The sequence below is a fragment of the Winogradskyella marincola genome, from assembly GCF_029624125.1.
GTDB classification, from domain to species: Bacteria; Bacteroidota; Bacteroidia; order Flavobacteriales; family Flavobacteriaceae; genus Winogradskyella; species Winogradskyella marincola.
The window spans coordinates 15,181-33,323 of sequence record NZ_JARSBN010000002.1; the positions used below are offsets into that span (position 1 = coordinate 15,181).

Sequence of the window (18,143 nt, forward strand, 5' to 3'; positions counted from 1 at the left end):
TCATTTAACTCAATATTTTTGAGTTTAAAAATCTCTAGTAATCAAAGCATCTTCTGCATTGTATACACTAAATACATAACCACCTTCTTGCAATAAGATGAATATTAAGTAGCAGATTAAGAAAACTCCTGTCCAAACCACAGATCTTCTTAGCCCTTTGGTTTCATCTCTCATGTGCATAAAATCCCAAGTGATGTAATATGCTTTAACGATTGTAAGAAGGATAAATATTAAGTTTAGAGGCTTCATATATACAAATGGCGATAAAATTATATTACCAATTGTTGCAAAGAACCCTCCCTTAAAAGGATCTATCCAAGTGTGCATTAAAATTTCTGGTTTGTAAATACCTAGTACAACTTCTACAGCAGTTACAAATGTTAAGAATGCTAAAACACCCCAAATTTTTTGTGTATTGGATTTAAATTTCCAAAGCCCTCTAAATATCTCTAATTTATGTTCGTGTGCCATAATTTATTAACTATTCTATATTTTAAACTAAGTAGAAGAATGTAAATACAAATACCCAAACTAAATCGACAAAGTGCCAATAAAGTCCAACTTTTTCTACCATTTCGTAGCTACCTCTTCTTTCGTATGTTCCTAAAACAACATTAAAGAAGATAATGATATTAATTACTACACCAGAGAAAACGTGAAATCCGTGAAATCCAGTTATGAAAAAGAAAAAGTCTGCAAATAAGGATGTACCGTATTCGTTAACTACTAAGTTAGCACCTTTAACTACTAACTTTCCATGTTCTTTTATTTGTCTTAGAGATTCCTCTCTAGACAAAACAGTTTTTTCACCTTCCGCGTTTATTTCCTGAGTTCTTACTCTAATATTTTCGTTTGCAGCAAGACCATTGTAGATTTCGCTTACAGAGTAAGGTGGCAATGCTTCTTCACCAACAAACCATAAACCGTTTTTACGTTCGTGCTGTGCTCTTACACCTTCTTCTACAACCGCAATATCTTCTATAGATACTCTTTTGAATTTTTCTTTGCCATCTACAGTTACATACTCACCAAACTGCAGGATATTACCACCATTAGTCTGTACTGCACCATAGTCTCCTTGTATAAATGTTGCCCATTCCCAAGCCTGAGAACCAACAAATATTAAACCACCAATAATGGTTAAAAACATGTATACGGTTACTTTGGCTTTGTTCATATGATGACCTGCATCTACAGCTAATACCATAGTTACAGAAGACATAATAAGAACAAATGTCATAAACGCAACGTAAATCATTGGCAACTCTTGCCCATGTAAAAACGGAACGTGAGTAAACACTTCATCGGCAATTGGCCATTCTTTAATAAACTTAAATCTAGAAAAGCCGTAAGCGGCTAAAAAACCTGAAAAAGTTAATGCATCAGAAACGATAAAAAACCACATCATCATTTTACCATAACTTGCTTTTAGAGGCTTATTTCCTCCTCCCCAAGTTTTTTCTTCTGTGCCAGTATTTGCTACTGTAGAATCCATAGAAATTATTTAAATTTTAAGATTGGACAAAAATAATCAAATTCTGTCTCTAAAAAAATATAAAAACAAAAACAGCACAAGCCAAAGCAGGTCAACGAAATGCCAGAAATTTGCAGCCAGTTCTAAACCCAACATATTGTTGGCATTGTACTTTTGTTTAAAATGATTATAAATAACAACAGCTATACAAATTAACCCAGCAATAACGTGCAATATGTGCACAACCGCTATGATGTATATGTATGATATTGTGATATTACTTGTTGGTCCTGTAAAGTTGTATCCTGCTTCAATGATTTGCTTAAAACCTTCAAACTGAACGTATATAAAAGCAATACCTAAAACTAAAGTGATTAACAACCAGATCTTAGACATTTGCCCATTATTTTGTTTTAGAGCTTTTTTAGCTAAGATGAAAGTTAAACTACTTAAAAGAATAACAACAACACTTACATAAAATGCACTTGGCAATTCGTAATTGCTAAGCCAATCTTTATCTCTTCGTTGTTTAGAACTTACAATGAAAGCACTCAATAATGCCGAAAAAGTCATTATTAGAGATCCTATACCAAACCAAAGCATCATTTTCTTTGATCTGCCTATTTTTTCCTGTTGTGTTCCTTCTGTTAAATCCATTCTATCTCAAAAATTTATCCGCAACAAATATAATTTGCAACATTGTAATATAGAAAACACTAGACAACATAAGTTGTTTAGCGGCTTTTACCGTTCGCTGTTTAAATAATCTTAATGCAAAAACCAACATTAGTACACCTAATAAAAATACTAGCACTGCAGCTAGAATAGACAGTTTTAAGTCTCCCGTAAAACCTAAAACAGGGATAATAGATACTAATATTGTCCACACACTATACATTATAATCTGTACTGCAGTTCCTTTATCTCTCTTTCCTGTTGGAAGCATAAAAAAACCTCCTTTTTCATAGTCCTCATATAAAAACCAACCAATAGACCAAAAATGAGGAAATTGCCAAAAAAACTGAATAGCAAATAAAGTTCCTGGCTCTATACCAAACTCTCCTCGAGCAGCTACCCAACCCAACATAAATGGAATTGCTCCTGGTAGTGCACCTACAAATACAGATAATGGTGTCTTAGTTTTTAAAGGTGTGTAAACACTTGTATATAAAAATATAGAGATTGCTCCCCACATTGCTGTTTTAGGATTAATATTATAAAGTGTTACAATTCCTAAAACTGCAAATACCGTAGCAATAACAAATGCAGTATTAACAGACATACGACCAGCAGGAATAGGTCTATTTTTAGTCCTATCCATTAAAGCATCTAAGTCTCTCTCAATAATTTGATTGTAAGCATTTGAAGCACCTACCATAAAGTATCCACCAAGAGCTAATAGAATAAGTGTAGTATAGCTTATTGTCTCGGCACCCAACAAATATCCTGCAAGTGCAGAAAACACCACACTAACAGACAATCCCATTTTTGTGATTTCTTTAAAATCTGTTATTACAGAATTTTTTGATATCGAAGAATTTGTAGTGCCCAATGCTGTTTTATTGTCCAGTTCTTAGCGAGTGCAAAGATACTTTAAAAAAGGGTTTCACCAACGTTATAGAAACTTTAATAAACGTATTTTTTTTTAAAAATCGTTATACCAATTAAAAAGATCTGTCCTAATGCCTAAGCTAAACCAAAGCGTGTTTGAATCTGCAGTTGTAGACGTTATGGTTTCAGGATTAAAATCTCTGTAGATAATATTTGCAAACACTTTTAAGTTTGTTTGCGGATTGAGTAAGTACCCCATTTGATGTTCCCACATAAAACTATTGGTTTTATTTCCTTGACCAATAGTTATACCTGTGTCAGAAACACGATCATTGTAATCTCTATAAATATCTCCTCCATAAGAAAAGCTATCTTCTTCTGTATTATAGTCAAAACCTCTTTGCCCAATAATTAACTTGCTATCTGCAAACCAACGCTTATAATTATATCGACCAATTAGCACCAACTCTCTAAAATTAGATCCCCAAAGATGTGCCATCGGCTGGTTAAAATGCCCATAATTAAGAATTTGAGTATTGTGAGAATATGTATAAGGACGAACTTGATTGTATTCGGCCTGAAGCAGCAAGTTATCGACTTTAAATGCATTGAAATATTTAGCACCTAATTGAAAACCAAACTTATTTTTCCAGCTTTTGTTTCCACCTGTGACATCACTTAAGGAAAATTCATCTAAAATGAATTGCCCATAGAGATTTACTTTATTATTCCATTTGTATTTACCACTTAGACCTAAAATAGCATTTCCAGCTCCTTGCCCTGTTTGAAACTCAATCGCTCTAAAGAAAATAATCGGATTAAGATAATTAACATCAAAACCTCTACCATTTGTATCCGCCCACATTACAGACTCAAACAATCCTATATTAAGTCTTTTAGACACATTCCAACTTAGATAATGATTTGCCATATACTTAGTTAAAAAGGCATCATCTACCACAACCTCTGGCCTAACATCCTTAAGCCACATCCATGTGCTTGTGTATTTTATCTTCCAGAAACTCGTATTCAGCTTAAGGAAAGGATATGGACTTGCTACATCACTCTGAAATAGTGAACGGTATCCATCACCAATAAAATTTTTACCATGTCCAAATTGAATATTTAAAAAATCTGCTGGTGTGTAAGATAAATACGCTTCTGCAACAGGATAATCATACGAGTTTTCTTTAAATCCCTTACCAATGCCACGACCAGGAATTATTGCTGGATCTGGACCAAAAGCCTTTAGACTTTCTGCATAAGCATTAAAATAGTCTGCAAATCTTCCTTGACTCTCATATACCGAAGTGGAAATATTGAAACGCTTACCAAAACCAGCTTGAATATAGATACCTCTCGTATTGTTCCAGGTACCATCATCTCCTTCTGTTTCTCCACCAAGTTGCAAATCCACAACTGGGTCTACTGTAAACCAGTAATCTTTACCTTGAACTTGCACTAAATGTTCGTTATAAAGCTTTCTGCCAAACCAACTATCTGTTTCTTTTGCTAAACTTTCTTTCTCTGCTTTAATGTCATAATATTTAGCAACATCAGCTTGAATAAAAGGCTTGGCTGCCGTATGACTATTAGTGCCTATTACATTCATATCATCATCAAAACGTGCGTAATAAGAATGCGTAAAAGGAACATTTAATTGACTGTTATACTCTAAGCCTTCATAAGGTTTTGTGCCTTTATTTACATTATCAAACTCGTTAGACAAAGTCGCATTTAAGTCATCTTTTCTTTTCTGGCCTTTTGCATTAGCCTCATCACTTTCATTCTCATTAGTTTTCTCAATAGGCTCAACCAAAGGGATATTTATATTTAAGCTATACTGAACAAAAGTTGGCTTACCATTATACGTAGCTGGCTTTATTTTTGGCAACGCTTCAAAAACTCGTTTAGTTTCTTCCTTTAGTTCATCATAGATAGCATCCACGTATACAACGTTGAATTTACCTTCTTTACTAACTTCAAACAACACTTGCACATTTCCTTTATAATCTTCGTCTGTGATTATTTGAGGTACTTTAAAATTATTATACACAAAACTATTTAAAGTAAAATTGAAACATGACCTTAACTGCTCTACCGCAAGCGAATCGCACTCACTAAATACAGGTGGTTTTTCGTAGGTTGAAAGTGTCTGAGCATTACTCAAAAAAGAAATTAATAAACCAGCAATAAGCCAAATACGCTTCATAAAACAGACCTAATTATTAGTGCTCGAAAGATACTTATTTTTTTTAGTAACCTTAAAACAAAAAACCGCTACAGCTGGGTAACGGTTTTTATAACTATGCAATTACTATTAGTCTCTTACCATAAACTTAATTGGCAAATTATAGATAACACCAACGGCTTTATTCTGCTGATAACCTGGCTTCATACTAGGTATTTTATCTATAACACGTATTGCTTCTTTCTCTAGTACTGGGTGTGGAGCCCTAATTTTTACATCAGTAACGTTACCATTTTTATCTACTGTAAACTGTGTTTGAATAACTTGCAAGCCAGATATACCATGGTCGCTAGCTATTTCTGTATTAAACTTTCTACCAACTAGCTTGGTAATCTTATCTGACATGCATTTTTTTCTATCCTCATTGGTATTCATTTTTTCACATCCTGGATATATTGGAGCTTTCTCAATTTTATAAAAAGGAACATCTACAGGTGGATCTACTTTATCTACAATAATATCTTCTGGTTTAACCGTAGGCTCATCAGAAGGTTTTGGGTCATCTGGTGTAAAAATTACTTCTTCTATATCTGGTGTATCATTCTCTACCTCCTTGTAAACATCTTTTAAATCTCTACTGCGCTCTACTTTGGGCTCGCTTTTCTTCTCAACAACCTGTTCTACTCGATAATCCGGCACTACATCTATAGTTGCTAAATCATTACTTTCTACAACATCGATTGTTACCTTTTTTTCTTGAAACTGCATTTCAAAAAGCCCATAAGTAGCCAGCAAACAAAGAATCAACCCTATTTGAAAATACAGGGTTGAGTTTTTTTGTAAATTTGCATCATGCTTTTGTGACTTCTTCACCTCAACAGTGCTCTGACCAGCGTTGTTGAGATCTTTTTTTGAATTTTTCATAATACGTATTATTTAAAATGTTAATATTATGATAAAGTCACAATAAGCGTACCAAAAAGAAAATCCCGTCCAATTAATTTTGAACGGGATTTTTATTTTTTAAATAAGTCTTAGACTATTTAGTCATTTACCTGGAATACAATTGGAATTGAAAACGGCATTACCACAGACTTACCTCTTTGTTTTCCTGGCTTCATTTTAGGAAGCTTAGATAAAACTTTTTGAGCTTCTTTTTCTAAAGCTGGGTGAGGACCTCGAGTTTGTATCGCAGTAACATTTCCATTTTTATCTACTTTAAATCTACAGAAGATTCTTTTCTTACCTGGAGCTAAACCTAAATCTTGAGCTAAATCTGTGTTGAATTTTCTTGAGATAAATTTATTTACCTTTTCATTCATACATTCTTTTTTTGCTGCGTTACCTTTTTCATTTTCACAACCAGGGAAAACAGCAACATTTTCAATAACATGGAAAGGTACCTCAAGATCTTCTTCTACCTCTTCTACTTCTACCTCTTCTACCTCAACGATTTCAGTTTCCATTTCAGTTTCCGTAGACTCTATAACTGTTTCTTCTACTTCTACTTCATCTTCTACAACCTCGATTACTTCAGGCGCAGCTGGTGGTGGAGGTGGTGGAGGTGGTGGAGTAACGATTTGCTCTGTAACAGGCGCTTCTTCTTCAAACTCATCATCTACATTAAGTGTGTCTGCGACAATATCGCTCTTCTCATAACTCTTGTATTCAAGAGCCATATATGTAAAGCCTAGCATTAATGCTAAACCAACAGCAAAATATAATGAGCTGTTTCTACTTACATCTGATTTTGGATTCTTTTTAAGTTCCATATTGAAAATTCTTTAATAGAGTTGCTAATTTAATTAAATAATAAGTAAAAAAGCAAAACTTCTTTTTATTTTAACTTTATTATATTTAATCTAACAGCAATTAACGTGCCAATTATAACACCTGAAGCATTCGCCATCAAATCAAAATTATCGTAAGTTCTTTTTATATTTATTTGATGCTGCAAAACCTCTAACAAAACACCAAATAAAAAAATAACGATAAAAATCAACCATAAGTTTTGTTTTGTTTTACCTGATTTAAAGAATGTAATCCACAAACCAGCTAAACCAGCATAGGCCAAAAAATGATATATCTTATCGTCAAATGAAGACCCTAAATTTGGCACTCCATCTAGGCTTATAAACGTTACTACAATCAGTGCTAATGTATAAATAACAGCAACCGATAATAGTAGTTTTCTAAGCACTTACTAAAGCTTTATAGTCTTCTGCAGACAGTAAGTTATCTACTTGAGAAGCATCAGAAAACTTTATCTTAATCATCCAACCATCACCATAAGGGTCTGTATTTACCTTTTCTGGCTCATCTTCTAGATTTTCGTTGAATTCAATAATTTCACCAGATAATGGTAAAAACAAATCTGACACAGTTTTTACAGCTTCAACTGTACCAAATACTTCTTCTGCGTTTAGAGTTTCGTCTACAGTTTCTACTTCTACATAAACGATATCTCCTAATTCTCCTTGTGCAAAATCTGTAATGCCTACTGTTGCAATATCACCTTCTATTTTGATCCACTCGTGATCTTTGGTGTATTTTAATTCTGATGGTATATTCATCTTAAATTGTATAATATAATTAGTGAAGCAAAAGTAATTTTTTAATTGCTTGTTTTCAAACCAAAATCCTAAAATTAATTTCCGAAGTTATATCGCAATGTAAAACCTGATCTAATTGAGGTTTGAGGGAATGATGTAGATATTGCAAAATCTGAAAATGTATAATCAAAATAGAATATCGCTGTAAGATTTTTACTAAATGCATAATCAGCTGTAAATTTTCCTCCCCAAATAGTTTGGCCAGCAGTAATCTGATTATTTTCTAAATCGAGATATCGTATTATGGTTTTATTATCTCTCACAGAGATATCTGCACGCATGTTTAAATCGCTTTTTACAATTTGTTTTGCACCTGCTAATGCAGATCTAATTCTAAGGTCCTTTATACGATATCCTAATCCAAGTGTATATTCTTGACCTTGAATTTCTGTAAGCAGATTGTTATCGAAACTTAAGGATAACATTCTGTCTTTTTGTATTTCTGCTAATACCTTGATAGAGTTTTTCATTTCAAACTCTAAACGAATTAATGGACTAAATTGCTCTTCTAAGTTGATGTTACTATACAAGGTACCATTTTTAAAATCTCCCGACTGGTTTAAAGCATCTGTTGATTGATCGTCATATTCTACACCTCTTTCTCCTGCTACATAATCTAAATTTGTTCTAAACTGGTTTATGGTATATCTAGATCTATAGCCATGTTGTACAGAAAAACGTCTAAAGGTCTTTTTGAACCATGGAATTTTCATTAATCCAGTATACTTTAACGTCCAGTTAGGTATTGGTACATCTCTAAACGCTCTAGTTGTTATTTTCTCTGGATCGCTACCATGGTAAGCCGAAAGGAAAGCTGGCAACAATACACGTTGACTATTTTTTCCAAAACCTAACGGATATCCTTCTGCATCTGTTGCAAAGTTGTTTGTACCATAAAACTCTCTCGCTAATCTATTGGCTACAATTAATCTATTGGCTCTAAAATCGTCAAAAGCGTCAGATTGATTTTCATCACTTTTACCAAAAGCTGTTTTGATTAAAGCTGTTGATATATTAAAATTACCAAATGTATTAGGTGTTAAAGATCTATAATCTAAAATACCATCACCTGAACCTACAGGCACTTCGTTTCCATCAGCATCCAAATAATCTTCTACTCTAAAGTTTTCTGTAAAGTTCTCTGCGTAGGTTCGGTTACCTATTAAATCGATTTTTAAATCTCGCATTGGCTCTACATTAACCGAATAGTCTAATGAGGTATTTTTTACAGATGTGAATTGTTCATTAAAATTATCGTAAGTTGTTAACCAACCATTATTAGCCACTATGCTTCTAATATCGTTTTGGCTACCAAAAGTATAACCCCAAGTTGGTCTTAGCGTTCCTATAAAACCTGGTGTAGGTAAATATCCAGGCAAATAGGTTCCGTTATTCTCACTATAACCAAATTGTATACGCTTTACCATGGTAACAATATCTACTAAAGTATTGTACGCTTTCTTTCCTGCACTTAACCTATTAGGGTCTTTTTGCTCGTCTCCACCATCTAGTGATTTATTTGTATTTGGTGTTGCAGATCTTGATTTAACACGAGATTTGCTGTTTCTACCTCTACCACGTCTATTATCTTTTCTTACTAAACCTACAGACCTGTAAAATGTCTCCATGTTTAAGGTAGAATTAATATTGTGCGTATTAGAGTTCTGTATAGAGTGCCCTAGATTTTGTGGTTGCCCATCAATAATAATACCTTCATTTAAATCTGAACCTTTTTGCCACTGAAATGCTCCATTATAGGTGTAAGTGGTTCTTAAAAAACTTAAAGCAGGAATCTTATACAAAGGCAATTCGTAATTAACCTGAAGTTGTTGTGTTTGGTAGTTTGGATCTCCAAAATCAAAGAAACCATCCCAAACATCTAACGTTGGGTCTTGCCTTCCATTAAGCTGGTCATCTATAAAATAGTTTCTAACAATATTAGTATTAGCAGCGCTAAAATTAAGACTTAATGCATCTGTAAAATTATAATTTATGGCATACTGAAAATCGAAAGTATAGTTTCTTCTAAATAATTCTTCAATACCAATATTATCACCACCCAGTTCTACTTCTCTAAACTTCTGTTTACTAAATTGCCTGTTTATATCTGTATTTACCGAAATGTTAGATGGTAATAAATTAAGGTTAAAATCTTTTAGAATCTTCCAGTACTTTCCTGTAAAGAGAGAGTCATTCTTTTTAAAAGGCTCTATTCTTACTGGCTCAAAAGCGTAGTTATAGTTGACACCTGCTCTTACATTTTGGTCTAAAGAATTTTCAATCTCAAAATCGCGATGCTCAACTTTGTTATACGAATAGTTGAAGGTTAAGTTTTCTACATCGTAAAAACGTTTCTTCTTTTCTGTTGTACGTTGTTTTCTAACACCTATGAAGTTTATACTCTTTCGTTTTGTATAATTTTCATTTACTTTAAGTATAGAATCTTGGTTGGTAGTATTATCTAACTGTGTTTGTAACTCTATATCTCTATAGTACTCATCAAACTGAGGAGTTATAATTTCTTCGCTTTGCGAGTAGTTAAACGGAAGTTGAATTCCCCATTTTTTAGGTAGCAACTGACCTAACTGCACATTAGTAACTACATCGTATTGTTTTACATCTTCTCTGCTACGCTCGTTAGGAGACTGTTCTAAACCACCAAAACCGATTGTACTACGTCTACCTGTTGCACTAATATCTGCAAAATCTGCAATATTAGAGTCCATACTTACTACAGCAGCCCAACCACCTTCGTTTTCTAGATCAGACATACGCAACTCATTGAACCAAACTTCACCACAAGCAGGAGTTCCTGTTATACCAGAATTCTTTACACCTACCATTAAAACTCTAATATCACCAAAATTAGGATTACCTTTTATAGCCACACGTTGTTGTCCTGTTGCTAAAGGCGAAAATTCTGCGACAGGTGTATCATTTAACACTCCATCTATAACATTATAAAACGTAGGATCTTCGTTAGAAAGCGTCTGATCAAAAATTCCCTGTGACTTAATATCTTGAAGAATATCTAACGAGATATTAATCTCATTAACTGCTGGCCAAATACGTTCTTCTATAGACAAATTACCATCCACTAAATCTGTTGGTAATAATGGTACTTCTATTTGATAGAAATTTTGAGTAAAGTCATTACCCATTCTTATAAAGGCAGTAAGCTCTCCTTCTTGAAGGGTTTGCCCATCTTGAGCTTCAGCATGTAAAAACATACGTAAGTTTTTGTACTGACGCATATCTACATTAATATTCTTAAACACACCTCTAGAGTCTTCTGGCTCCAACTCGCAAGCTTGTAACACTAAAGACTGTTCGTTTTGTCTTATAATGTTGTTGTTGTTATTTAATTCCTCACGTCTTACACCTGGTGGAATTACGTAATCTCCATCATTTTCTTGCACACCAATAATACCAACATTAAACTCTGCGTTTGCACTGTTATTAGTTGGATCGTTATCTAAGTCTAACGTGTATCGTCTCCAATCACTTCTTACCAAATCTAAAGTTGCAAAACGAAGCACAGTATTTTCAACAAAATCTCGTAAGTATAGACGAGCAAAACGCACAGATCTTATATCAGAAATACCACCTATAGAATTAGTTGGCTCGTTGATCGGTAATCTAAACTGGTACCAAGTTACATCTCTTTGAGTTCCATTTGGAAGTGTTACAGTCCTTACTTTAACGTCGTTAATCTGAGGATTATTGGCATTTAAAATTGTTGGGTTTATATCTACCTCATACTCGTAATAACTATCAATAGTATTCATGGTGTTATCACGGTTAATATCTTCTACATCTGGCTGCGTAGTAGATCCTCTATTCGTATCTGTAAACACATCTGGAGTATTACCTTCTAATCCATTGTATTGCTTATAACGTTCAAAAATATTACCATCTGTATTAAGGTAGTAGGTATAATTATCTTTTGCTGGATCTTCGCCAAATTGCGAACCATAAACAGCAGCTTCTTCAACATCATCATAACCATCTAATCCAACATCTTGATATGTTCTTTCTTGTCCTGTAGTTGCAAAGGTGTAAATTAAAGATTGGTTTTGTGGCACAACACTATTATAAGCTGTAGGCTCTAGAATTGAAACATTACCATCATCTGGAAGTCCGTTTTCATATTGCTTCTTCCCATCTTTTAAGACATCTTCAGAGATGTTTCCTAAGTTTATAAAAAGCTTACCACCTTGACTTGCAGGATTATCTAAAAATGGATCTTGCACCCAAAATTCAATATATTCTACATTGGCTTGTTCAAAATCTGTAGATGTAATTTGTCTAGATATACCTGCCCAACGTTGGTTTGGCATTACTGTTCCTTGTGCTTCTTGAGGATCAAAATTATAAGGTCCTCTTTCGTCTGGATAATATGTTAAATCTAAAGTATTAATTACAGCTGTTTGCCCTTGAACTATATCTACCTCTGGAAAAATTTCTTCAATAAAAACACGTCTTGTGTATAAGTTAGACACATCATCATCGCTTATACCACTTGGACGTTGTGTACTATAAAAAATAGGATCTACAGTATACCAGTTTAAAAACCCTCTACCATAACCATTTTCTACTCCACTATCGTCATTACCTCTTATATTTCCTGGTAATTCTTTTGGTCTACTAGACAAGTACCAAGATAACGGACTTAATAAGTCTATAGAGCCTTGTGTACCTTCAAAATCATCAATATAAGCTGTAGCCTCTCCATCGAAATCTGTGCCTTTTGGTGCTCCAGGCAGTAGGTATGCAAACTCACCTCTTACCGAAAGGTTAGATGGCACATCTGTATCTATGTTAGGAAGCTTATTTACCAACCTTGTTAAAAACGGAACTTCAGTTGAATAATTACCATTAAAACCAAAGATGGTATTATTTATAGGCTCTGAATTAAAATTAGCTTTTTGAGTAATTGGTCTTTCATTAAGATTTAAAAGTGTTGCTCCAAGCACAAAATTTTCATTAAACTGATGCTCTACATTAACACCAGTAAATCGTCTTGTTTGCTGACCAAACACTGCATTATTTTCTACCGAAACATTGATTGGTGTATTTGATGCTTTTAAAGCTTCATCTAAAATCTCTACGCGTCCTAACTGATAATTCACGGTATAATCTATACCTTCTACCAATACTCTACCACCTGCTGTAACTCTTACAGAACCTCTAGGCACATTAAAAGCACCTATAGGAATTCCTCCATCGCCTCCACTACTCTTAAAACGTCCTTTTATCTGAAACTTGTTTTTTTCAGCTTCATTTAAAGCTTGCGTTTTTGTAGATTTATAAAGCAAATCGTAAACGTACTTTTCTTGGTTTTCATTGGTGTAAACGTCTTGTTCATAATCCGTATCATTATTACTTGGATTATTATCATTATCTAAGACATCGAATAAGTAACGACCAAAAGGCTCGACCTTTGTGAAAATAATTTTACCATTTTGAGGTATTATTGTTATCTGAGGATTTGTAACATAATCAAAGAAACCATCACCTCCTTCTTGAGGATCATTGTTGCTATTTAATCGATCTAGATGAAATAGCCTAATTAATGGTGTTTCTTGTATCTCGGTATCGTCATTAGGATCTAATGGTGTGTTATTATTGTACAATGGAAATGTTGTACCTTCAACTGGTCTTATGTAGTTGACAGGTGATGCTTCTGTATAGAAAATATTTAACCTAAAATCTTCTTGACTTAATTGAAAAGCACCTGTATCGTAGATGTTTTTCATCATTAAGTCCCAAATTGGCTGTTCTACAGATGTTACAGCACTCTTCAGCATTTTTAAGACTAAACTTTGGTTGTTTACCACCTGATTACCTGTAGTACCTTCGCTTACTTGGGTTGCATCTACTCCATCGTTTGCAAACTCACCAACTTGGTACACTTGCCCACCTCTTGTATACTGAAACGCTACAGCTAAAACTTCGTCATTTAACAACCTTTGGTTTAAAGAGATATAACCAAGTTCAGTATTTAAAACATAATCTTGTCCTTCTTGAAGCTTACGCGCAGCTTCAAGCTTTCCGTAATCAAAACCTTCATTAACATTTACAGAAACACCAGCTTCTACGTTGGTTATATTTCTAACTGCTTCCGTTAAAAGCGAGCCTGCACCACCAATATTAGTAGGATCAAAATCATTGTTACCATTATCTGGTAGTCCTCCTAGGTTATTGATAAAACCTCCTGGCAATGGATCTAATCCTATATTCTCTGGATCTGACTCACCTAAATCCTGAAATGCTACAATGTTTCTTACATTTTCAGTTTGGTTATTTCTGTTTGTTACCCAGACTTCTACTCTGGTAATTTGTAAACCTTGATTGTCTATAAAAGGGTATTGTAATAAAGCTTTATCATAGTTATCTCTAAAGTAATGAGATAAAAAATAGTGTCGGTTTTCGTCATAATCTCTTGCAAAGAATTCAAACTCTTCTAAAGTACCACCTCCTTGTGCTACAACAGATTTAGACTGGGATTGTTGCTCCGAGAAAACAGCTGTAACTCTTGTTTTACCAAACTGCAATTCTGTTTTTACACCAAACAGACTTTGTGCGCCTCTAATTAAAGAACTATTAAGAGGCATATTTACATTACCAACTTCAATCTTTCTAATGATATCGTCTTCTGTTGGTGTATATTCTAATTTTACAAGCTGTTGAAAATCGAACGTTGCTTCGGTATCATAGTTGGCTGTAACCTGAAGTCTGGTACCAACCTTACCAAGTAAACTTAGCCCTATTCGTTGGTCAAAATCAAAAGTAAAGTTAGATCTATTACGAGGTGAAAATGAAGGATTATCTTGCTTAGAAAATAACACTCCTAAATCCACTTCTGCATAACCACTTGGTATTACACTGATTGTATTACCGCCAAAAATAGTTTCAAAAAGTCCAGAATTAACATAAAACTCTGGTAACAAATTCTTCTGGTCTTCCTCGCTACCTTCTTTCTGTCCAGCAGCAGCATCTGCCATGCGCTTGTAATACTCTTTTAATCTTTCTTCTAATACCAAACGTCTGAATTCTTCTGGAGTAAGAATTAAAGGATAGTTTATATTAAAATCGCCTATTTTCTCTGTATACACATAGCGTTCTAAAATAGGATCGTAAGTATATTTTGAAATAATGCTACTAGGATTTGGCATTTTAAGCTTACCTAGTGCAAATGTTGTTTTTGTAGAATCTTGCTCTTCTGTTTCTGGCTCTTGGGCAAAAGCAGGCGCACTCATTAGCATCATAAATGCTAGTGACACGTAAAAACTGATTGACTTTAATTGATTGTAGTTAGTTCTATTCAATTGTATTATAAGTTTTTAAGAGCTTCTTTTATGATTTGCTCCACAAGGGCATCTGGTTGGGCTTGTAATATTTTATCAACTACTTTTTCGGATTGTTTTTTGTTAAATCCTAAAACATCTAAAGCAGATAACGCTTCTTCTTTGCTTGTATTGTTTGGTATAAGAGAAAGTTCGTCTATACCATACACTTTTAACACTTTATCCTTAAGATCTATAATAACACGTTGAGCGGTTTTGGCTCCAATACCTTTTACACTCTGAATTAATGCCACATCTCCACTTGCTATTCCTTCTTTAACTTGGTCTGGCGTTAAGGACGATAGCATTGTACGCGCAGTATTTGCACCTATTCCACTAACTGAAATTAGAAGTTTAAAAATTTCGCGCTCTGTTTTAGAAGAAAAACCATAGAGACTATGCGAATCTTCTCTTACCTGTAGATATGTGTACAGTTTTAAATGTTCTTTATCAGGAATTTGAGAAAATGTATGTAGAGATATATTAATAAAATATCCTACTCCGTTGCAATCTATTACAACGTCTGTAGGATTTTTTTCTACTAGTTTTCCCTCTAAGTGTGTAATCATTTATTACATAAGGTTAAAGTCCCAAATGTAATAAAATTATTTACAATAAAAGAGGTGTTACTAATGTAAGACTACTTTGCCTTTTGTTGTCTTTTTTCTCTTTCTTGTGCATCTATAACTGCTATTGCAGTCATATTTACAATTTCGTCTACACTAGCTCCCAATTGAAGTATATGTACAGGCTTTGCCATACCCATCATAATAGGACCTATAGACTCTGATTTATTAAGCTCTTTTAATAATTTATAGGTAATATTTGCAGCATCTAAATTTGGAAAAATAAGTGTATTTACTTTTCGTCCTGCTAATTTAGAAAACGGAAATATATCTTGAAGCATTTTAGCATTCAAAGCAAAGTCGGTCTGTAACTCACCATCAACAACCATATCTGGATATGCTTCATGCAAAAACGCAACAGCATCTTGTACTTTCTTTGATTTTGGGTTTTCTGAAGATCCAAAATTAGAATACGAAATCATTGCTGTTACAGGTTCTATTCCAAACATTCTTGTAACTTTTGATGTCATTCTTGCTATTCTTGCCAAATCCTTTGCATCTGGATCTATATTTATGGCTGTATCGCTTAAGAACATTGGTCCTCTTTGCGTCATCATAACGTTGGTTGTAGCTATTCTAGTTGCTCCATCTGCTTTACCTATTAATTCTAACATAGGCTTTACAACAGTTGGATAACTTCTTGAGTAGCCTGTAATAAGCGCATCTGCATCACCTACATTTACCATCATTGCAGCAAAGAAATTACGTTCACGCATTTTTTTCTCCGCAGAATAAACAGTTACTCCTTGTCGTTGACGTTTTTCCCAATAAACCTTAGCGTATTGGTTTTTGCGTTCATTCTCTTCATCAGATTTTGGATCAATAATTTCTACATCTGCATCAAACTCTATTTCAGACATTAACTCTATAATGGTATCTTTTCTACCTAAAAGCACTGGTTCTGCCACGCCTTCTTCGTAAACTATCTGAGCTGCTTTTAAAACATCTAGTTGGTCTGCTTCTGCAAAAACTACTCGTTTTGGGTTAGTACGTGCTCTTCCTAGCAACTGACGTACCAACTTATTATCAGAACCCAGACGTTCTAACAACGCATTTTTATATCTGTCCCAATCCTCAATTGGTTCTTGCGCAACACCACTTTCCATAGCTGCTTTTGCTACAGCAGGTGGCACTTCTGCTATTAATCTTGGATCAAAAGGTTTTGGAATAATATAATCTCTACCAAAGGCTAATCTGGTTTCGTTATATGCCAAATTAACCTGTTCTGGTACTGGTTCTTTAGCCAATCTAGATAGTGCTTTTACAGCAGCCATCTTCATTTCTTCATTAATTTTGGTAGCTCTAACGTCTAATGCACCTCTAAAAATGAAAGGAAACCCAAGCACATTATTTACCTGGTTAGGATGATCACTACGACCAGTTGCCATAATGATGTCTTTTCTGGTATCAATAGCTAAATCGTAATTTATTTCGGGATTTGGATTTGCCATTGCAAATACAATTGGGTTTGCAGACATTGACTTTAGCATCTCAGGAGACACAACATCTGCCATAGATAAACCGATAAAAACATCAGCATCTTTCATGGCTTCATCTAAAGTATCTATTTTTCTGTCTGTTGCAAACTCTGCTTTTTGAGCTGTAAGATTATCTCTGTCTTTTCTAATAACCCCTTTACTGTCTAACATTACAATGTTTTCGCACTTAGCACCAAAGGCTTTGTAAAGTCTTGTACAAGAAATAGCAGCTGCTCCTGCTCCACTTACTACAATTCTTACATCTTCAATATTTTTTTCGGCCAGCTCTAAAGCATTCAATAATGCTGCTGCTGAGATTATTGCCGTACCATGCTGGTCGTCGTGCATAACAGGAATATCTAACTCTTCCTTTAAGCGACGCTCTATTTCAAAGGCTTCAGGTGCTTTAATATCTTCAAGATTAATACCACCAAATGTTGGTGCAATGTTTTTAACCGTTTCTATAAACTCATCAACATTTTCTGTATCTACCTCAATATCAAAAACATCTATGTCTGCAAAGATTTTAAACAGCAACCCTTTTCCTTCCATTACAGGTTTTGAAGCTTCAGGACCAATATTACCAAGTCCTAAAACTGCTGTTCCATTAGATATTACTGCTACTAAATTTCCTTTTGCTGTGTATTTATAGACATTGTTAACATCCTTTTCTATTTCTAGACATGGTTCTGCAACACCTGGTGAATATGCTAAAGATAAATCTCTCTGTGATGCATATTTCTTTGTTGGAACAACTTTTATTTTTCCTGGAGTTGGCTTGGCATGATATACCAAAGCTTCTAATCGCTTGCTTTGTTTGCTCATAATCTAAACGGATTAAGCCGCAAAGATACGTAATGAA

Annotated in this window: 12 protein-coding genes; all 12 read right to left on the bottom strand. The window is 34.2% G+C overall.

The annotated features are described in order from the left end of the window. Positions 1-24: 24 nt before the first annotated feature. The gene (locus tag P7122_RS03380) at positions 25-471 is read right to left on the bottom strand and encodes a cytochrome C oxidase subunit IV family protein (protein ID WP_278004371.1); all 447 of its coding nucleotides are present in this window, start codon (positions 469-471) and stop codon (positions 25-27) included. A 22-nt stretch (positions 472-493) separates the two neighbouring features. Continuing rightward, a complete protein-coding gene (locus P7122_RS03385) occupies positions 494-1,495 on the bottom strand; it encodes a cytochrome c oxidase subunit 3 (protein WP_278004372.1) in 1,002 nt (333 codons plus the stop codon). Between the two features lie 36 nt (positions 1,496-1,531). Continuing rightward, positions 1,532-2,131 (bottom strand): cytochrome c oxidase subunit 3, encoded by a 600-nt coding sequence (locus P7122_RS03390; RefSeq protein ID WP_278004373.1) that lies wholly within the window; start codon positions 2,129-2,131, stop codon positions 1,532-1,534. Between the two features lies 1 nt (position 2,132). Further along, entirely contained in the window at positions 2,133-3,026 is an 894-nt protein-coding gene (cyoE, locus tag P7122_RS03395) for a heme o synthase (protein WP_278004374.1), read from the bottom strand. A 93-nt stretch (positions 3,027-3,119) separates the two neighbouring features. Further along, a complete protein-coding gene (locus tag P7122_RS03400) occupies positions 3,120-5,237 on the bottom strand; it encodes an energy transducer TonB (RefSeq protein WP_278004375.1) in 2,118 nt (705 codons plus the stop codon). Positions 5,238-5,345: 108 nt separating this feature from the next. After that, positions 5,346-6,140 (bottom strand): energy transducer TonB, encoded by a 795-nt coding sequence (locus tag P7122_RS03405; RefSeq protein WP_278004376.1) that lies wholly within the window; start codon positions 6,138-6,140, stop codon positions 5,346-5,348. Between the two features lie 119 nt (positions 6,141-6,259). Continuing rightward, positions 6,260-6,988 (bottom strand): energy transducer TonB, encoded by a 729-nt coding sequence (locus tag P7122_RS03410; RefSeq protein ID WP_278004377.1) that lies wholly within the window; start codon positions 6,986-6,988, stop codon positions 6,260-6,262. 65 nt (positions 6,989-7,053) lie between these two features. Continuing rightward, complete coding sequence (locus P7122_RS03415; protein ID WP_278004378.1) at positions 7,054-7,416, bottom strand: VanZ family protein; 363 nt, start codon at positions 7,414-7,416, stop codon at positions 7,054-7,056. After that, positions 7,409-7,789: a glycine cleavage system protein GcvH gene (gcvH, locus tag P7122_RS03420; protein ID WP_278004379.1), complete on the bottom strand. Its 381-nt coding sequence runs from the start codon at positions 7,787-7,789 to the stop codon at positions 7,409-7,411. The genes P7122_RS03415 and gcvH overlap by 8 nt, the downstream gene beginning before the upstream one ends. Positions 7,790-7,863: 74 nt before the next feature. Continuing rightward, positions 7,864-15,159: a T9SS outer membrane translocon Sov/SprA gene (sov, locus tag P7122_RS03425; protein WP_496196792.1), complete on the bottom strand. Its 7,296-nt coding sequence runs from the start codon at positions 15,157-15,159 to the stop codon at positions 7,864-7,866. A gap of 5 nt (positions 15,160-15,164) precedes the next feature. Beyond that, positions 15,165-15,746, bottom strand: coding sequence for a Holliday junction branch migration protein RuvA (gene ruvA / locus P7122_RS03430; protein ID WP_278004380.1), 582 nt, complete (start codon positions 15,744-15,746; stop codon positions 15,165-15,167). A gap of 71 nt (positions 15,747-15,817) precedes the next feature. Further along, positions 15,818-18,106: an NADP-dependent malic enzyme gene (locus P7122_RS03435; protein WP_278004381.1), complete on the bottom strand. Its 2,289-nt coding sequence runs from the start codon at positions 18,104-18,106 to the stop codon at positions 15,818-15,820. Positions 18,107-18,143 lie beyond the last annotated feature (37 nt).

What these genes read in the sequence shown, in the direction of transcription:
- P7122_RS03390 (WP_278004373.1), bottom strand. Translation starts at nt 2,131, where the DNA reads ATGGATTTAACAGAAGGAACACAACAGGAAAAAATAGGCAGATCAAAG.
- gcvH (WP_278004379.1), bottom strand. Translation starts at nt 7,789, where the DNA reads ATGAATATACCATCAGAATTAAAATACACCAAAGATCACGAGTGGATC.
- ruvA (WP_278004380.1), bottom strand. Translation starts at nt 15,746, where the DNA reads ATGATTACACACTTAGAGGGAAAACTAGTAGAAAAAAATCCTACAGAC.
- P7122_RS03435 (WP_278004381.1), bottom strand. Translation starts at nt 18,106, where the DNA reads ATGAGCAAACAAAGCAAGCGATTAGAAGCTTTGGTATATCATGCCAAG.
- P7122_RS03405 (WP_278004376.1), bottom strand. Translation starts at nt 6,140, where the DNA reads ATGAAAAATTCAAAAAAAGATCTCAACAACGCTGGTCAGAGCACTGTT.
- P7122_RS03410 (WP_278004377.1), bottom strand. Translation starts at nt 6,988, where the DNA reads ATGGAACTTAAAAAGAATCCAAAATCAGATGTAAGTAGAAACAGCTCA.
- P7122_RS03400 (WP_278004375.1), bottom strand. Translation starts at nt 5,237, where the DNA reads ATGAAGCGTATTTGGCTTATTGCTGGTTTATTAATTTCTTTTTTGAGT.
- P7122_RS03385 (WP_278004372.1), bottom strand. Translation starts at nt 1,495, where the DNA reads ATGGATTCTACAGTAGCAAATACTGGCACAGAAGAAAAAACTTGGGGA.
- P7122_RS03380 (WP_278004371.1), bottom strand. Translation starts at nt 471, where the DNA reads ATGGCACACGAACATAAATTAGAGATATTTAGAGGGCTTTGGAAATTT.